We start from the raw sequence: 17,232 nt of genomic DNA, 5'->3' as shown, positions 1-17,232 counted from the left end.
GTTTTGTGGGTTGTTGTATAAGCAGACTGATAACCCAAGCCTGACCCAAAAATGATGATGTATATCTAGTTCACCTTGTACTACATAGATAAAACCGACAGGTTAAAAAAACATTCAGTTTATTTGAAACACTAGGCTTATTGTTTACAACAAATTAACACATCATAATTACAATATAAACATGTGATGTTTGATTAGTCAATATGAATTGATTTAAAAATATAAATTTATGGAAGGATTTACAAAGGTTTTACATAAGACCCTAGCTATTTTCTTTGCCTGCTAAATTGGCTTATAACTGCCAAAAACTAATATCTTTAATCTTAAGTTCATCAACAACTGAGAAACCAAATTCAGTCTTGTTAGTGTGATTGATCCCTATAGATTCAAGCGTTGCGATTTTTTCGCCATTAATAAAAGCAGTTAATTGACTATCTTGGATTTCAATGATCATTTCATACCACTGGCCAATGACAAATTGGTAAGGCACTGAAGCTGTCGTTTCAGCTAATAACTTCTTTTGGGCCTGTTTATCTAAATTATTAAAACCGACATTGAATTTACCACCCATTTGATCGAGTAAGATAATTTTGTTTTTATCTAGTCGCACTTGGCATACATGCCCTGAAATCGCTTTATCTTTAGCTTGTGTGTCATAAAAATTAAAACGAGCTCCCTTTTTACTCGCAAATTCAAAGTTAAACTGAATTCGAGCGTCTTTCACATTGAGCGCATGTTTCAAGTTAACGGCATACTTTCCTTTTGGCTTTTTTTGTATATGCAGAACACCTTTGTTTAGATCTACCTGCTTATAGCCCCCAGCTCTATTAGCACTATTACTAAACCAACCTTGGCCAATTTCTTCTGTCAGTTCCTGAGATTCGTTGCGTTCAAATTTATCTTCAAAAAATTTAGTTGGTTCCACTTGAGCGAAAATAGATTGACAAAAAAGTATGCCAGTAAATATAACTAATACTCGAAAAACAATGGTCAACTGCATTTAGATACCTTTGAAATGGACATGAAAATTTAGGATAGATAAAACCGCTCTGGACGATTCATCAAATTCAACTTGCCAAAAATTGATAGTTAATATGTAAACATAATATGTATATATTGGCAAATTTGCTTACACGGATAGAATACAATTTAAATTCGATTTCAAATTAAACCAAGAGTTAGGTCTGTTGGGCGGATTATGCGTCATGCCGTAATTCCGCCCTTTTTTATCAGATTATTGCGCTTCAAAATACTCTATCGGATTTATGTAAATAGCTTTTTTATATCCTTGAGTTGAATTATCAATGCGCCAAGGTAATGGGACTAAACTCAAAATAGAATAATGAAGATGCGCTTGCTTGCCTGTTGCATTCCCTGTATCACCGACAGTCCCCAATTTTGAACCCGATAACATAGCAAATGCCAAGTTAGCTGAAATTTGATCTAAATGGGCAAAATAATGGATCCGCCATTTTGGCCCTAATCCCACAATAATTTTTCCTCCTTTGCTACTTTCCCCAGTATACAAAACAAGCATATCAACAGGTGCAATGACACTCGTTCCTTTGTTAGCGAAAATATCAATTCCTTTATGAACACCAGAAGTCCCCCACGGCTCATACCAAAAGGAATCTTTATTCCAGTCATTGGGGGTTGCGGCATCTACCGGTATCAATTTAGCTTCAGGTATTAAAAATCCAAGCAGAAATAGGCTGGCGCCAGACGCTAATAAGGTACGTCGCAGCGTGATAAAGAATTTCATATTTGTTTTTAAATTATTGTAAAAGATAAAAGTATATGAGATCACTTATGTTTAAAAGTTCATATCAAAAAAACGATAAATTGTTAACAATTGACTTTACTTTTACTCATATAGAAAACATACTAATAAAGATTAAAAATTTTGGAGCTGTAAATGTTTTCATATCAACTGACAAAACTCACTATGACTAAATCTGCTTTACTATTTCTTGTAGTAGCTTTAAATTTTATTACATTTAATAGTCATGCAGATAATTCGTTAACAAACTATATAGAGTCAGGGAAGCCTTTATCACCATGGAAATTAACAGTAGGCAACGCTTTTGCCTGGGGTGAACCAGTCACAGAACAAAAAGGTAAAACCCAGCGCGGTAATTTAACGGTTAGTCCGTCAAAACGCTATGCGGATAACGATACTTTAATCTTTAAATGGCGTGGCCGTAATTCGAAATCAGCTTGGTTCTCAAATGTGACTTTAAATGGTCGTAAAATCGATCTTTCTAGCATTGAAGATAAAGCTGCTTTGAATATTGAGCTTAAAATCCATCGTAAGCCAACTTCCATTGCTAAAATTGCAATGAGGTGTAATTGGTCAAATAAATGTGAAAACGATATGCCGTTAAATCCATTACTTGATCAATTACCAACTTCAGAGTGGACAGCTCTTGTTTTACCTCTTAATTGTTTTAACCAAAATGGTAAATTTGATTTTGCTAATTTAACCGATATTTTTGCCATTTCAACTCAGGGGAAAATGGAATTAGAGATAGCTAACGTTAACCTAGTTTCTTTACCTGCAGGCAATAAAGGTTGTAAAAAATAAGTTTAACAGACTAAGCGAAAACGCCATTAGCGTCACAAGCATAGCATCGAATATTGAAGTGCCAGTTTTATCGTGGCACTTCATCATTCGAACCTAATCTCAAAATTCATCATTTCCTCTAACAATTTATCCCCGCACTGCTATTATTCAAGCGAAGTCAATATACACATCCTAGCTAATTTTCTTAATAACGTTAGCGAGAAAGTAGACACATCAAAGACAAGAGATAATCATGCGAGCAGATGACGTAATCAATTTTTGGTTTACTCAATTAGAGCCAAAACAATGGTGGGTGAAAGATGAAGCGCTAGATTCGTTAATAAAATCACAATTTTTAGCGACTTTAAACCAAGCTAAAAGAGGCGAACTCTACCATTGGCGAACTTCAATTCAAGGCAGATTAGCCGAAATTATAGTGTTAGATCAATTCTCTAGAAATATATATAGAGGCCAGCCGGATTCGTTTTCAGCTGACAGCATAGCGCTAGTTTTATCCCAAGAAGCAATATCATTAGGTTTAGACCAGTCACTCAATCCGGAGCAAAAATCTTTTCTGTATATGCCTTTCATGCATAGCGAATCTGCAACTATCCATCAAGTTGCGGTTAAATTATTTAAAGATAATAATTTAGCTTCAAATTATGAGTTTGAGTTAAAGCATAAAGAGATTATCGATAAGTTTGGCCGCTACCCACACAGAAATAATATTTTAGGTCGTGAGTCAACGGCCGAAGAGTTAGCCTTTTTACAACAGCCCGGTTCATCTTTCTAGCAAATTTAAGCCTAGGGTAAATTTGCTAGCTGGGGATTAATCTTGAATCAAATTAGCTGGTTTAAGTTCGACATTAGCATCAGCTAATTTTGCTTTATCTAGTTTGCTCGATGATTTAATAAATTTAGTGCCCAAAACATAAGCCTTAGCATTATTGACGGCATCTACAGATAGCAAGGTATCGTTATCAAAATACCAAACAGAGAATTTATTTTCAGCGTCTAGCTCCTGTCGCACCACTATTTGATTATAGCCTTGTGACAAACCCACCATTTGTAATTTTACATCATGCTGATCTGACCAAAACCAAGGTAAAGTATCATACTTGACTTGTTTACCATTAATCGCAGCAGCTGCGGTTTTGGCTTGGTCAACAGCATTTTGCACCGACTCTAAACGAATAAATCGATCGTAATGAGGGTTGTAGTGGTAACTACAGTCACCAATGGCGTATATGTTAGCAGCCGAAGTTGCGGTTGTTTCATCCACTTTAATGCCGTTTTCTAATTCAATACCTGCATCAGCAGCTAACTCTGTATTGACCCGAATGCCGACGCCCACAATAATGATATCAGCTTGGTATGAACTGCCATCAGCACAAATAATTGTGTTCTCATTTTGACAATTTTGTATTTGGGTTACATTTTTACCCGTAAAAACGTCAACGTCATTATCGGCATGTAGCTTAGCGAAAAACGCTGACATTTCCGGTGCTGTAACACGCGCCAGTATTCTATCTTCGCGCTCTAATACTGTGACTTTGGCACCTAATTTTTTAAGTGATGCTGCGGTTTCTAATCCTATATATCCACCACCTATAATAACCACTCTTTTTTGCTTGCTTTGGTTAAAAGCTTTACGAATATTACTCACATCTAGTGCCGTACGTAATGGGTATAAATGAGTGGCAGTTTCAATTCCAGTGATAGGTGGAATTAATGGTCTTGCACCTGTCGCTATCACAAGCTTATCGTAACCATGTACTGTGTTATCAGATAAGGTAATCTGTTCAGATTCAGCGTCAATTTTAGTTACTGAAACGCCTAGGTTTAGGTTGATATTTTCTTTGTCATAACTTTCAGCTGATTTCAGTGCATTTTTATCAATCTCGTCATCACTGGTTAAATACGCTTTTGATAAAGGTGGTCTGTGATAAGGTAAAATTGGATCCGCATCAAAGAGCTTAATTTCACCTTGCCAACCTTCCTTTCTTAAAGAGAAAGCTAAATTAACCCCAGCATGGCTTGCACCAATGATGATACATGTTTGATCTAACGATGATTTATCTGACATAACAAAACCTGAACAAATGAAGCACGAATAAGAAGACTGCCCCTAGTTACCTAGAAGCAATAAAGAAGAAATTTAACCTGAACTCGGATAAGAAGTTAGCTAAGAAATTGAAATCATTAACAAAGACTTAAAACTTTATTCTGAATTCAGGTTACTTAGGTTATTGAGCAACTCTCAAAATGACACCGTCTAATTGATCTGATACTTCTAACTGACAACATAGTCTGCTGTATTCGTTTGCATTATCGTCAAGCTCAAGCATGTCTTTTTCAATTTCGCTCGCATCACCCGTTTTATCTAAGTGAGCAGGATCTACATGTACGTGACAAGTCGCGCAAGAACAAACCCCGCCACAATCTCCATCAATGCCAGCAACATTGTTTTGTACTGCTAACTCCATAACTGACCCTGAAGTCGCTTCTAGTGTGATTGATGATTCATCGGTTGTAATAAATGTAATTTTAGCCATAGTAAACCTCTTAAAACTTTGTAAATAACTGAATGTATAACGCCAAAACTATGGCTTTATTTTGGATTAAATTTAACTTTGATTTTTTCATAACCAACTTTGCGCTTAAATTGGTCTAAATCTTCAATATTTTCTTCATAATCTAAAATATCAATTGATTTAACTTTCTGCGCTAAGCTAGTCAGTAATATCTGCATAATTTGACGTGCATGCGTTGCACCCAAACAGTTGTGATGACTAAAACCAAAACCAACATGTGGATTTAATTTTCTGTCCAATACGACTTCATTTGGATTTTCAAATACAGATGCATCACGGTTAGCTGAAGCCCAGCAAAGTGAAACTCTAGAATCTGCTTTTGCTGCATGTTCACAAACTTGCGTATCTTCAGTAACAACACGACCCATATGCGTTAATGGCGAAAAATAGCGAATTAACTCTTCAACCGCTTTGCCTGTTATTTCAGGTTCGTCATTTAAACGAGCGAGCGACTCTGGATGCTCAGCAAAATAAGCAATTGAATTCGTCACTGCATTGATAACTGTGTCTCTACCACCTGCAAAAGTTAAAATCATCACGCCTTTAACTTCTTCTTTGGTCAGTTTTCTGCCATTTAGCTCAGAATTTAATAAAACTGAATATAAGTCGTCGCTTGGGTTTTCACTTGCTCGTTCGATTTGTTCATCTATATAGTCATATAGAATATTGGCTTTATCACCATCTAACGAATCGCCTTCACTTCTGAATACATGCGTACCCCAACCAATCCAAGTGTCGGCTTCGCTGTATGGCGTATTGAGTAATAAGGTCAATGCTCGTGACTGTAAACGTAATGAAAAATCACTAACGACTTCGATATCGTCTAAAGATAAAGCTTCGTCAACAATTTCATTAATCTGCTTAGTCAATGCGGCTTGATAATCTGCTTCTAGCGGTCGCTTAAACCAAGGTTCAACCAGTTTTCGATAGTCACCGTGTTCAGGCGGATCAACTTCAAATGGGATCTGACGAGTATCTCGTATATTAACCTCAGAAGGCACAACGATACGACCAGGCTTAGCGCCTGACTGAAAAACTTTCCAATTATGCGCTGTTTTACGTACGTCTTTTAACCTTAACAGCATAGTCACTGGATCATTTTGGTCATCCATTTTACCTATGCCTGATTCAAGTCTTGCTTGTTCAAAAGGATCGGCTAATTTACTCTTTTTCATCAGATTCATCTCACTAAATTTGTTATTACCAAGTGGTAATCTACAACACATTGTTAACAACATTATATGTAGCAGGGGTAATAAAAAATACAAAGATGCCTGTGATAAAATAGCAGAATCTTGTGCTAAATCGCTTTTATTTAGCCTCAATTCCTAAAAAATACGAAAATCTGGTAAGTTTTATTAGGTATTCTTAGTGTACATAAGTTTATCGCCGTTAAATTCATCAAATAATTTTTGGTGAGCAATTTGAGAAAAAGTGTCAGTACGTTCAGTGTATTGCGAAATCCAAGCGATAAGCATGTCTAGATTGGCATCTTGATCTGCTTTACTTTTATATTTGTGTGGCTCCCAAGGGCGCATTTTAGCATTCTCAACGCAAGCAGCTACAGGCAGGTTCATAAAAATAGCCTGAGTAGCAAAAGGGGCGATCAGAGTTAGTAAGTCCGAGTAACACCCCTCTATAACCCAGTTGTCATTTTGCGCTAAAAAATCTTGAATCAGGTTAGCTGATTCATCAATCTGCATTCGCTGCGGCGGATTAACAGCTTGCCAAGCTAGGGTATCTAAATCAAGATGTGCAGCTTTGTGCTTAGTGCTTAACTTACCCGCTAGAGTAGATTTACCAGAGCCAGAGTTGCCAAATATAATTGTTTTAATCATTAGATATCCCTTTGAATTATTGCTTGATAAACAACCAATTGTCTTTAAAATTTCTACACTATTTAAGCATATAAAAAACACTTTAATTACATAAAAATTCTCGTTAGCTCAGACACTTGATTAAAAAGCTTACACATGATATTTGTATTCATTATGTGCAGTTAAAGTGTGTAAATCAATTGAGAAATTGATTTAGGCTGGAGGCCAAAATGAAACAACAAACCAGCACGGTTAGACAAGAAGCAGCCATGCAGCAGATTTTGCAACGTATGCCAAATGAGGTTGCAGAATCTTTTACCGATGAGCAGCTACTCCACCTAAAAATTGCACTTGGCGCACGGAAATGGAGTCGACATAAATTAGATTTAAGAGGCACATTTGGCTTACCTTTTAGCTCGACTCATTATTACTATGTCCTACTATGTGGTAAAAACATAAGAGAACTGAGCAGAGCGGAGGCGCAGATGTCTCGCGCAATTAAAGCCCTCATTTTATTAGCAACTATCAGCTTATCTCTTATGCTCGGATTATGTTTCCTTTACGTAATCAAATCCGCGCTTGGGATTAATATATTTGAAGACTATTCACTTGGACTCTGGAGCTAGTTTAATGCAAAGGCTTAGTCAATGTTTAGCGGCGTGTTACATCGTTTTTTTGGTGTTTCTTTCCTTGTCTAAAGACATCTCTATATTTCCCTCTGCGTATACTTTTGTGGAATCGATTTTAGGCGACAATAGAAATGTCCACTTCATCTTAGCCTCCTTACTATTCCTCAGCTTTTATCTACTGTTACCACGAAAAATAACACAAGTCGGCTATGGTTTGGCCCTATTTAGCGTACTCACTCTAATGATTGCGATTGAAGAAATTAGCCACTACTTTATCCCCTCTCGAGCATTCGAGATTGAGGATTTCTTAACTGGCACTGCAGGTATGTTTTTGGCTTGGTTTATCACCAGACTCATATGTTTAATAATATCTGAAATCAAAGCTTCTAAGGTAAGCAACTAACCTCTGTTTTTCTTTGTTGCAGAGCAAAACTTAGGTTTTCTGTGATTAAATTTAAAGCCGTGGTGTAAAACACTTTTTTAGCAAAGGCTAAACCTAATTTTTGTGATACCGCAAAATAAGCCTCAGCCATTTTACAACTCCTACCCGTTAGATTATGCATGTCAGACGCAACGTATACGGTTAATTTGTCGTGCAGCAATTGCCAAGCTAATTGTTTTGAAGATTCCCCAAAATCACCCAATAAAGAAGCTGAGGTGATTTGAAAATAACAACCTTTATCAACAAAAGTCTGTAGCAGCCTTGGCGTTTTTCTTATCTCTCTATTTCTTTCAGGGTGCGCAATAATGGGCTTAATCTTATGTTCTAACAGGTAATCAATGAGTTTCAAGCTGCCTGACGGAATATGGCTGTGAGGAAACTCTAATAGCAGTAAGTTATATTGTCCGTCTCGGCCAATAAAAGGTAGTGCCCCTGTTTTCACCCAAAAGAGAATTTCAGGACAAATTCTCACCTCTGCTGCATAACCAAGCGTAATATTGATATCTGAATCTGCTATTTTGTTACACAGCTCAACAAAGGCAGTCTGTATAGTATTGATATTGTTATCATATATTCCAGGGTGGATATGCGGTGTCGCTAACACATGGCTGACGCCCTGCGATGCAGCACAGCGTAGCATTGCCAGCGCATCTTCAAAAGTTTTAGCACCATCATCTAAACCAACCAAAATATGACTATGTAAATCTATCATACCCAATCCATTCGGGTGCTAGATTGCCGACTTTTCCGCATATCCATAATAATCATAATACCCCTGATACCCATAACCATCTTTTTTATTAACATCAACTTGCGCTAAAACAACCCCATCAAGTCTAGCCCCAACTTCAATCAGTTTTCCTAAGCCTTGTTGGACTGTAGCATGCCGAGTGCTATTGGCTCGAACCACATAAATAACACTATCAGATAAGGTAGCAATCACAGCGGCATCGCTAACTGGATTTGCCGGTGCTGTATCTAACACGATTCGATCATATTTTTGCTTTGCATCCGTTAAGAATTGCTTAAATTTGTCTGAACTTAACAACTCAAGTGGGTTTGAAGGCACAGCACCAGCACAGATAATATCGACGCCACTTTCTTTATCTTTTACCACACACTCCTCAAAGCAAGCGGCTCCAGTGAGTAGATTAGATAAGCCTAACTGGTAAGGCGGTAAATCGAATAATTTACCTACATTTGGCCGACGCAAGTCTGTTTCAACTAACAACACCCGCTCCATTTGTGCCATTGAAAACGCCAAATTAATTGATGTGGTGGTTTTGCCTTCTTCAGGAATAGACGAAGTCACAGTGAAAACTTTACATTCTCTATCAGAATTTGAGAGTAACAGGCCTGTACGCATAGTGCGGATTGACTCGGCAAAGTTCCGATTTTCCTGTGCATAGAAACTACGAACAGGAATGCTGCCCTGTTTGTTTTTTTTAATTAAGGGCACTAAGCCCATGAGTTTGAGCTTGAGTCTTTCTTCTATTTCAGCGACGGTTCTAAAACTATCATTTAACGCATCAAAGATAAAAACCACAATGACAGCAAAAAGGGTTGAAGCAATCAAGGTAATCAATACCAGTAATGGCTTATTCGGTTTAACGGGCATAATTGGCACTTTAGCCATGTCGATAATGCGAGCTTGCTGGCTATCATACCCAGTTGTAATGTCTGTCTCTTTAAAGCGAGCTAAAAAGGTATTGTATAAATTACGGTTGCTTTGCACTTCACGTTTTAATGCTAAGTACTCAGCTTCTTTTGCACTGACTTGCTGATATTCTTGCTTGGCTTGATTCAGTTGAGCAAGCAGTTTAGTTTCGCTTTCTTTGGCCGCAACTAATTCTTTTTCTATCCCTTTAACTAACTTATTAATTTGGCCTTTTAGGTTACGTTGTACTGCTGTGAGTTCTGCATTGGCAGAAATGAGTTTAGGGTGCTTAGGTCCGTACCTTTTTGATAACTCGGATACTTTTTTCTCTGCGTCTATTTCTTCGCGTTTTATTTCTCGAATAACTGGGTGATTACTGACTTCTGTTAAACTAGACAACTCGGCCGAGTCAGCATTAATACTGCCATTGAGTAAAATATCTATACTCTCAGCCTGTACTCTTCTTTGTCTTGCATCTCGATAATTTTCGGACAGATCCTCGATTTCTTTGGCGACTATACTGCTAATCCCTTCAATATCGATTAATCCTTGTTCTTGACGAAAACTCTGTAGTTTTCTTTCCGAACTAGAAAGCTGATTTCTAAGCTGTTCGAGTCTGTCTCCTAACCAACCTACGGCTTTACGAGTAATTGATAATTTAGCATCAAATTGTTGCTCTATGTAAACTTCACCGAGTGTATTGGCAACTTGGGCCGCTAAAACTGGGTCATACGAATCGTAACTGATTCTGACAAGCAAAGTTTTTGGTACAGGGCTCACACCTAAGTTCTTTTTAAATGCTTTAAGTAAACGGTTATTTTCAATCCGCTGAGCTTTTTCCTGAGATGGAACTTGATTGGCTGATTGAGATAACAACCCCGTCATGAAAGATTTAACTTGAGATATAGGGCTAACATTTGCATTTGCTTGATATTCGGGCTGAGTAGCCAAACCAGCTCGTTCAATAACAGCATCCGCAATTCGATTGGAGCGTAAAATTTCATGTTGAGTCAAGAAATACTCTTTTCGGCTTGTGTCTAATGTATAAACATCATCAATAGACACGGCTTTATCTTGCTCTGTTTTCAACATAATTGATGCTGTGGCTCGATAAACAGGCTTCATACCCGATACCACTACAGCAACCGATAAGGTAATGAAAAACACAAAACCAAAAATTCGATATTTGTATTTAAGCAAAACCTGCCAGTAAGCTCTGAGATCTATCACCTCTTCACTTGACATGTTTCCTTTCACTGACATGGTGACCTACCTTAGTTTTGGCTAGAAAAAACTTTGTCGAATCGTAACCGTATCCCCGGGCGATAAAACAAATCCAATATCAACATTTACCGCAGTGACCGCTTGATTTACCGCTGTTTTTACAAAAATTTTTTGTTCAGAAGCCCGCTCTGTCATGCCACCCGCTAAAGCTATCGCTTGGTCTATAGTTAGGCCGGGTTTATATGGGTAAGCACCTGGTTTTCTAACCTCTCCATGAATATAAAAAGGCCTATAATCCACAACCGATACTTGTACACTGGGGTGAGTTAAATAATCCCCTCTTAAACCTTCTGTTATTATGTTTTGTACTTGCCGAGTGGTTTTACCTGATATTTTGATTTCACCTAAAAATGGAAAAGTAATATCTCCATCTTTACCTATATGTGTTTGAAAAGTTAAATCAGGCTCATCGTAAACGAGTATCTGTATCGCATCACCTGTCCCTAAAATATAGTCATTTTGTGCCGCGTTTAATGTCCCTGACCATAAAAATACCAATATAAGCAAACGCTTTAATACCATTACAAACCTCCTGTTAGTGTAAAACCAATTAAATTCTTATCGAAAGTCAGATCCGCCGAAGTAGATTTATGCACTTGTCGATTAAAATGAATATCTGCTTTAAACCAGCGAGTCAGTTTAAATTCGTAAGCAGCTAAAATAGCTAAATCCGTATCTTTTCGGCCAGATTGACCTATATAATTTTGATGATTTCGAGTCAATTCCATTCGAGTCGCGCCTGTTTCTGACCATTCATGCAACCATTTAAATCGCCACTCAATTAGCTTGATAAAAGCACCTTCGGTCTCCGAATCCTTAGCCGACTTGGCTAAATTAAAACTAAAACTTGAATAGGTTTTAGGCTGCCAAGTCAAACCTATATCAACTGCGGTTCCATAAAAGTTGGCTTGCTGAGACGTCTCAAATATTTTTCTTTGCCAACCTAGCTTTAATCGACCTGTCGTTTTTGCTAATCCCTGCCACTTTATCCCGATTAAGAATTTGTCGGTTCTGTGATTGCGATTAATCTGAGTTCCATCTGCTAAATCGTAATTCAATTTTTCTGTCGTCAAATCAAAAGTTGTTGCTGTAACAGGCCCGAGGTCATATTCAAAATCTGTCCAGATTTTCTGTTTTTCGAAATTTCGCCCAGTCGTCAGTGTCTGATAATTTTGATACTGTTTTTTACTGTATGCTAAGCCAACGCCTAACATAGCTTTTGCACTTTCCGCGCCATATTTATACGAACTCGATAAATTGGTGAAGAGGTAATTTAATGGTGAATCTATCAGTTGATAATTTCGTTCAGTTAATCCTGTTCCCCTCTCTTGGTGTAAACTAGAGAGATCAGCTAACAGTTTAAGTTTGTGTTTACTGTGCACATCATATTTAACGGCGGCTTGGAGTTGATGATCGCTATAGTCGTCCTGCTTAAACTGAGAGACTGACTTAATCTGTGCTTGATAAGCTAACCAAGCATAATTTAAACCATCCCCCCATCCAGCTTTCACGCTAGGTTTAAACCATATAAGATTAGAACGAGTCGTATTATCTGTTTGGAAATATAAATTATCTGTTGTTTGTAAACTAACTGTCGCTTCAGGTATAAGCTGTATTCCTCTGGTGCCTGACAAAGAGGCAGGATCATAAAACTCAGACGCTAAGTTTGACCAAGTCACCAGAGCTAAAACAACCAGCAGATAAGCTTGTTTATGCCTGGTTAATTTGCCACTCAGTTTTAAGTTCAGCTTATCCATTGTTTTATGTAGCATTCACTCTCCCTAAAATTTTCCCTATCATGTTTCTAGGTCGGAAAAATAGCCAACTACACCAAGATCGGTTGGCAAAATGCTGAGCAATCAAACCCAAACTTATGGCTAAAATGAGTGTTAAATAGATAGATAAGGCATGGCTATATAAGTCTAACTTCATCAATAACAACCGAGTTGCAGCCGGTATTGGAAAATGAGTTAAGTAAATAAATAAGCAAGCTGCCCCAAGATTGCGCAAAAAAAGCACTATTTTAGGTTGTAAGTTAAGCTCTAATACAAGGCAAGAAGACAAAAAGCCAAAACCAAATAATAATGACAGTAAGATACTGTTATGAATATCTATTCGGCTGTCGGTTAAAATAAAGGTCAAACTTAATAAAACGAAAATAGCAACAAAACCAAGAGCAGTCCTTGAATTTTCTCGGATCAGGGTATTTATTTCATGAAAATAGTAAAAGCCAATCAGATAATAAAGTAACAGCCAGCAAACCCGCTCTAAAATAAAGCCTTCAAACAAGCTAGGATATACTTGGTTTAAAATATTCATCCCAATCGCAAACACGATCACCAGATGCCGATTTACTCCTCTAACTAAATAAGTAAAACTGAAGGCAATCACTAAAGCATACACAAACCAAATTGTCGGTAATGGATCCCAAAATATTTTTACAATTTCATCCGCTGCCATATTAGTGTTTGTAATCGAGTTTAGCGACAAGCGGCTGATATATATAATACAGCTCCAAATTATATATAGATAAAGTAAATCTTTAATTTTATTAATGATTTTATTTGAGTTTCCTTGCACTATGGTATTTTGTGCTAAGCACCCAGAGACAAAGAAAAAAGTCGGCATTAAGAAAACCTTAGACCACTCTGCCAATGCATATATAAAGTGACCTGTAGGCAAATCAAATACAGATATGATCCCCTCTAAACTATGGTAAACAACAACTAAAAGTATGGCTAAACCTTTAGCTATATCGAAATATCCTAGCCTATTATCCATATTGAGCTCGCTTACCAGCCAGATAAAATATAGCTGGATATAAATCAATTCTAAGTTGAAGTTTCTGCGTTACAACAAAGGCAGCTAATAGCTTTTTACAAGCTTCAGATGCAATAGTTGCATAAACCGCGCCGTAAATTCCAAATTCAGGAATCAGTAAAAAATTAAGTATCACATTGAGCAAAGTCGCAAAGAACACTATTTGAAATGCCAATAAAGAGTAGCCCGACATAAACAAATACTGCACCCCTGAGCCCAGCACCATAGTCACCACATAACCCGTGGCTAAAATCATCAAAGGACCAGCGGCTGAGCTAAACTCACTGCCAAAAATATCGCCAACATATAAGCTTATCAAGGCAATGGGTAATAAGGCGGTTATTGATAATAAGGTTTGCCCAACAACTTGATAGCTCGCCAACTTAGCTAAACTCTGTTTAGAGTGATTCGCTTTAAACTCGGCTATATAAGGATTAATCACTAACTGAATAGACGTTACTGCCACTAATATTAAAGACGCATTACGCGCAACGACTAAATACACACCCGCTTGACTATATCCCTGCATACTGGCCAGCATAATACGGTCGATATAAGTCGCTATGTCATTAGTTAAAGCCAAGCCTAAAAATGGCAATGTCAGCGCGACATCCTTCAAACCGAGAGAAGCAGAAGCGTTATCGGCTGGCTTTAATCTAAACCGTTTTTTAACACTAAAAGACAAGAACAAAACAGATAAACACAAACCGACTAAATAAAGAATGAGTGCACTTAACACAGTAAAGTCGAACCATAAAATACCGATTAAAACTAAAAATAGGGTCGCTATTGGCTGGACAATATTTTCAGCCACTTGTGTCGGAACTGGCAGTTTAATTCCTCTTAATAAAGCAGTTTGAACTCTACGAATAACTAAAAATATTAAAATTAAACATGCCGTAATAAACTCAGCGATAGGGAATAAATTGAATTCAAGGTTTATCCACGCCAGACATAATAAGGCACCAAAACACAGACCTGAAACCAACTTAAAGTAACGCGTCAAATTGCTAGTAAAACCTGTCGCAGGGTTAGATTCAGCCAACTGTTTTACTAAGAACTGATCGACACCACAAATACAAATCGTTGCAATAATAGGGATGTATGCCATTAAAGTGCCATACAAGCCATAACCTTCTGCCCCTAATTGACGCGATAATAAGATAGCCAAAGGGTAAATAAACAAAAATGAGCTAAATCGTACAAAAATAACTTTAGCTATATCATATAGAGGTTTCTTGGTCATATTTAGCCTTACGAACTTTAAACACTATAACTAAAAAAAGTAGCCAACCTAAATTACCTCTTTGATGTAACCAATTAGTTTCAAAGAAGTTATATACCAACATCATAAAGACAATCGCTAAACTATAATTCACGACAGAGAGCTCACCATTAGCGTAATTAACGACATACTTAAACACACTATGAATTGCCACAAATAAACAAACCGACCAAAAAACGATACCGACAAGCCCGAGTTCTAACATAACGTCCATGTAGCCTGAATGGCCGTTACCAACTATGCCTGACATGCCATCATCGTTTTCCCAATAGGGATTATAAAAATAAAAGTCAGCGGTTAGTTTATCTATCCAAAATGAGCGATACCCTGCTCCAAACAACTGGAAATCTTGAAAAATAATTAATGCATACTCCCAAATGGTCGCTCTACCGGTAAAAGTTAACTCCCGTCCCAACATTTGAACAACGACAGGTAAAACAAAGACAAAAGTACAAATAATCATGATAAAGCTAAAATACGAGACAAATAACTTACTCAGCTTGGAAGTGATCTTTATCTGTGAAAATGACCAAGGCCAACGGCCAAAAGTCATGTAATAAACGAGTGTCATAAAAAACACCGCAATAAAAACACAAGCGAGTGAAGTTTTAGAACCTGTCGCCAACAAGGTCACTAAAAACCCTAAAGTAAAAACTAAATCAATCCGTTTGTGTTGTATTTTCAGATAAACCAAACTCAAGACTGTACCTAGAGCCATAAACAAACCTAGGTTATTTTTATTACCGCTAAAGCCTTTTATCAAACCGTCGTGACCATCACCATGATGAACACCGACTCCGAAAAGCACAGCAATCCAAGTAAAAATTAGAATTAACTTTAAACTTTGATAAAAAATCTCAATTAAGTGCTCAAAATCGTATTTGTGCAATAAGTAGAAAACAAACAGCAATGACAACATAAAACTAATTTGTCGACGAAACGTCAGCATGCTATCTGCGGACCACAGCACAGAAGCGAACAAATAACCAAAAAAACAAATAAACACAGCATTAGGTTGAAGCACTTGAGCAAAAATAGCTTTAGGCCGTCGGCAGCAATAAATAACAGCATGTAAAGTAAACAAAATCAGAATGATTTGATTAAATGGATTAGACTCAGAGCGCGAATCAAGTGACACAGAAAATAAGGTAGGAATGCCCCCACCAATTAAAAGTAGCGCAATAATATTGTGATAATACTCTAACTTTCTGCGTTCTATAATCATCCTATACTTCGCTTTACCCTTTTTTGAAATTGAACTTTATTGGTTAAACCTTTGATTAAGTGCAATACATCTAACTTAACTCTTTCGAGCATTGTCATGCCGCGCGCTGTGTTTGAAATTTTTTCATAACCTAGATAAGACAAGAGGTCACCGGTAACAGACTCAAAAATTTCAACCTCACGACAAGACAACTGATTGACCCAACTATCGATACGTTTAGCATTCACCCCGTTACCCACTAACGCATGCTGGCTTTGGGTAAATTTAGGCACTTTAAAACCAGTTCCCGATAACATATTTGGCTCATAATCTAAGCCAATAAAATCGCATAAAGACTGAATACTCTGCTCGGGCTTCAGCAAAATATCTTCATACTTAATGCTAAAATAAGCTTGTGGCAAAAACTCTTTTAGGGCCAAACCATAAGCAAGCCTTTGCTGCCAATAGTAAGCGGCTCGGTGAATGGAATTGGGACCCCAATCCAGAGGGATCAAAGAATTCGCCACAGCGCGACCATCTCGAATAATATGAACAACTTTTAATTGGGGAAACTGCTTTGCAAGCTTACAAATATGTTTAATATGTCCAGGTTGATGATCAACCCAAAACGCCATGTGGCGCTTATGGTTAACCTCTGCCGCATAGCAAGTAACCAGCCAACGAATTAACTCTGGGTAGCTGCTAATATTTTTAGGTAAATCTGGTAAAGTATAATTCCAAATTTTGAATCTATAATGAGATTGGATCTGAGCTAAAATCGCTGCCATATTACTCGGAGACTCTGGCACACAATCCGCTATAAACTGTGCTTCTGGGATAGCACTCACTTTAGAATGCGTGCCTAAAATCGCCCCCAACATAGTTGAACCACTGCGTTGACAGCCAACCACAAAAATCGGATTCATAAATTTTCCCT

17 protein-coding genes are annotated in these 17,232 nt (G+C 37.4%); 3 read left to right on the top strand and 14 right to left on the bottom strand.

Translation table 11 applies throughout. The annotated features are described in order from the left end of the window. Nucleotides 1-292: 292 nt before the first annotated feature. A complete protein-coding gene (locus XM47_RS14335; RefSeq protein WP_048693913.1) occupies nt 293-1,000 on the bottom strand; it encodes a 3-keto-alpha-glucoside-1,2-lyase-like domain-containing protein in 708 nt (235 codons plus the stop codon). A gap of 234 nt (nt 1,001-1,234) precedes the next feature. Continuing rightward, a complete protein-coding gene (locus XM47_RS14330; protein WP_149865521.1) occupies nt 1,235-1,762 on the bottom strand; it encodes a M23 family metallopeptidase in 528 nt (175 codons plus the stop codon). A gap of 153 nt (nt 1,763-1,915) precedes the next feature. Here XM47_RS14330 and XM47_RS14325 point away from each other — a divergent pair, with 153 nt between their 5' ends. Together XM47_RS14325 and XM47_RS14320 are read left to right on the top strand one after the other, a co-directional pair. After that, nucleotides 1,916-2,584, top strand: coding sequence for a putative glycoside hydrolase (locus XM47_RS14325; RefSeq protein WP_053084576.1), 669 nt, complete (start codon nt 1,916-1,918; stop codon nt 2,582-2,584). Between the two features lie 232 nt (nt 2,585-2,816). Next, on the top strand, nt 2,817-3,356 hold the full coding sequence (locus XM47_RS14320) for a DUF924 family protein (protein ID WP_048693909.1): 540 nt from the start codon (nt 2,817-2,819) through the stop codon (nt 3,354-3,356). A gap of 36 nt (nt 3,357-3,392) precedes the next feature. Here XM47_RS14320 and XM47_RS14315 read toward each other — a convergent pair whose 3' ends face one another. From XM47_RS14315 to XM47_RS14300, 4 genes are all read right to left on the bottom strand, one after another. Beyond that, complete coding sequence (locus XM47_RS14315; protein ID WP_048693907.1) at nt 3,393-4,649, bottom strand: NAD(P)/FAD-dependent oxidoreductase; 1,257 nt, start codon at nt 4,647-4,649, stop codon at nt 3,393-3,395. 160 nt (nt 4,650-4,809) lie between these two features. Then, nucleotides 4,810-5,118 (bottom strand): 2Fe-2S iron-sulfur cluster-binding protein, encoded by a 309-nt coding sequence (locus XM47_RS14310; protein ID WP_048693904.1) that lies wholly within the window; start codon nt 5,116-5,118, stop codon nt 4,810-4,812. Nucleotides 5,119-5,174: 56 nt separating this feature from the next. Continuing rightward, nucleotides 5,175-6,332, bottom strand: a complete 1,158-nt coding sequence (locus XM47_RS14305; RefSeq protein ID WP_048693977.1) for a cytochrome P450 — start codon at nt 6,330-6,332, stop codon at nt 5,175-5,177. A 183-nt stretch (nt 6,333-6,515) separates the two neighbouring features. Next, nucleotides 6,516-6,995, bottom strand: a complete 480-nt coding sequence (locus tag XM47_RS14300; protein ID WP_048693901.1) for an AAA family ATPase — start codon at nt 6,993-6,995, stop codon at nt 6,516-6,518. A gap of 209 nt (nt 6,996-7,204) precedes the next feature. Between XM47_RS14300 and XM47_RS14295 the strand changes: the two genes are divergently transcribed. Then, complete coding sequence (locus tag XM47_RS14295) at nt 7,205-7,600, top strand: hypothetical protein (RefSeq protein WP_048693898.1); 396 nt, start codon at nt 7,205-7,207, stop codon at nt 7,598-7,600. A 389-nt stretch (nt 7,601-7,989) separates the two neighbouring features. Here XM47_RS14295 and XM47_RS14290 read toward each other — a convergent pair whose 3' ends face one another. Genes XM47_RS14290 through XM47_RS14255 form a run of 8 tightly spaced genes read right to left on the bottom strand, consistent with a single transcriptional unit; the run spans nt 7,990 to nt 17,221 of the window. Next, nucleotides 7,990-8,757, bottom strand: a complete 768-nt coding sequence (locus XM47_RS14290) for a tyrosine-protein phosphatase (RefSeq protein WP_048693895.1) — start codon at nt 8,755-8,757, stop codon at nt 7,990-7,992. Between the two features lie 18 nt (nt 8,758-8,775). Beyond that, on the bottom strand, nt 8,776-10,965 hold the full coding sequence (locus tag XM47_RS14285; RefSeq protein ID WP_048693893.1) for a GumC family protein: 2,190 nt from the start codon (nt 10,963-10,965) through the stop codon (nt 8,776-8,778). A gap of 21 nt (nt 10,966-10,986) precedes the next feature. Then, a complete protein-coding gene (locus tag XM47_RS14280) occupies nt 10,987-11,508 on the bottom strand; it encodes a polysaccharide biosynthesis/export family protein (protein WP_048693890.1) in 522 nt (173 codons plus the stop codon). Then, nucleotides 11,508-12,758 carry an outer membrane beta-barrel protein gene (locus tag XM47_RS14275; protein WP_048693887.1) on the bottom strand — a complete coding sequence of 417 codons (1,251 nt, stop codon included), beginning with the start codon at nt 12,756-12,758 and terminating at the stop codon, nt 11,508-11,510. The genes XM47_RS14280 and XM47_RS14275 overlap by 1 nt, the downstream gene beginning before the upstream one ends. After that, nucleotides 12,748-13,767 (bottom strand): acyltransferase family protein, encoded by a 1,020-nt coding sequence (locus tag XM47_RS14270; protein WP_048693886.1) that lies wholly within the window; start codon nt 13,765-13,767, stop codon nt 12,748-12,750. Before XM47_RS14270 ends, XM47_RS14275 begins: the two co-directional genes overlap by 11 nt. Next, on the bottom strand, nt 13,760-15,052 hold the full coding sequence (locus tag XM47_RS14265) for an oligosaccharide flippase family protein (RefSeq protein ID WP_048693884.1): 1,293 nt from the start codon (nt 15,050-15,052) through the stop codon (nt 13,760-13,762). The genes XM47_RS14270 and XM47_RS14265 overlap by 8 nt, the downstream gene beginning before the upstream one ends. Continuing rightward, the gene (locus XM47_RS14260; RefSeq protein ID WP_048693882.1) at nt 15,030-16,316 is read right to left on the bottom strand and encodes an O-antigen ligase family protein; all 1,287 of its coding nucleotides are present in this window, start codon (nt 16,314-16,316) and stop codon (nt 15,030-15,032) included. Before XM47_RS14260 ends, XM47_RS14265 begins: the two co-directional genes overlap by 23 nt. Further along, nucleotides 16,313-17,221 carry a sulfotransferase family protein gene (locus XM47_RS14255; RefSeq protein WP_048693879.1) on the bottom strand — a complete coding sequence of 303 codons (909 nt, stop codon included), beginning with the start codon at nt 17,219-17,221 and terminating at the stop codon, nt 16,313-16,315. Before XM47_RS14255 ends, XM47_RS14260 begins: the two co-directional genes overlap by 4 nt. Between the last annotated feature and the right edge of the window lie 11 nt (nt 17,222-17,232).

The sequence above is a fragment of the Catenovulum maritimum genome (assembly GCF_001050375.1).
Taxonomy (GTDB): Bacteria; Pseudomonadota; Gammaproteobacteria; order Enterobacterales; family Alteromonadaceae; genus Catenovulum; species Catenovulum maritimum.
The sequence above is the reverse complement of the archived record's forward strand: the minus strand, read 5'-3'. Positions and strand labels throughout refer to the sequence as shown.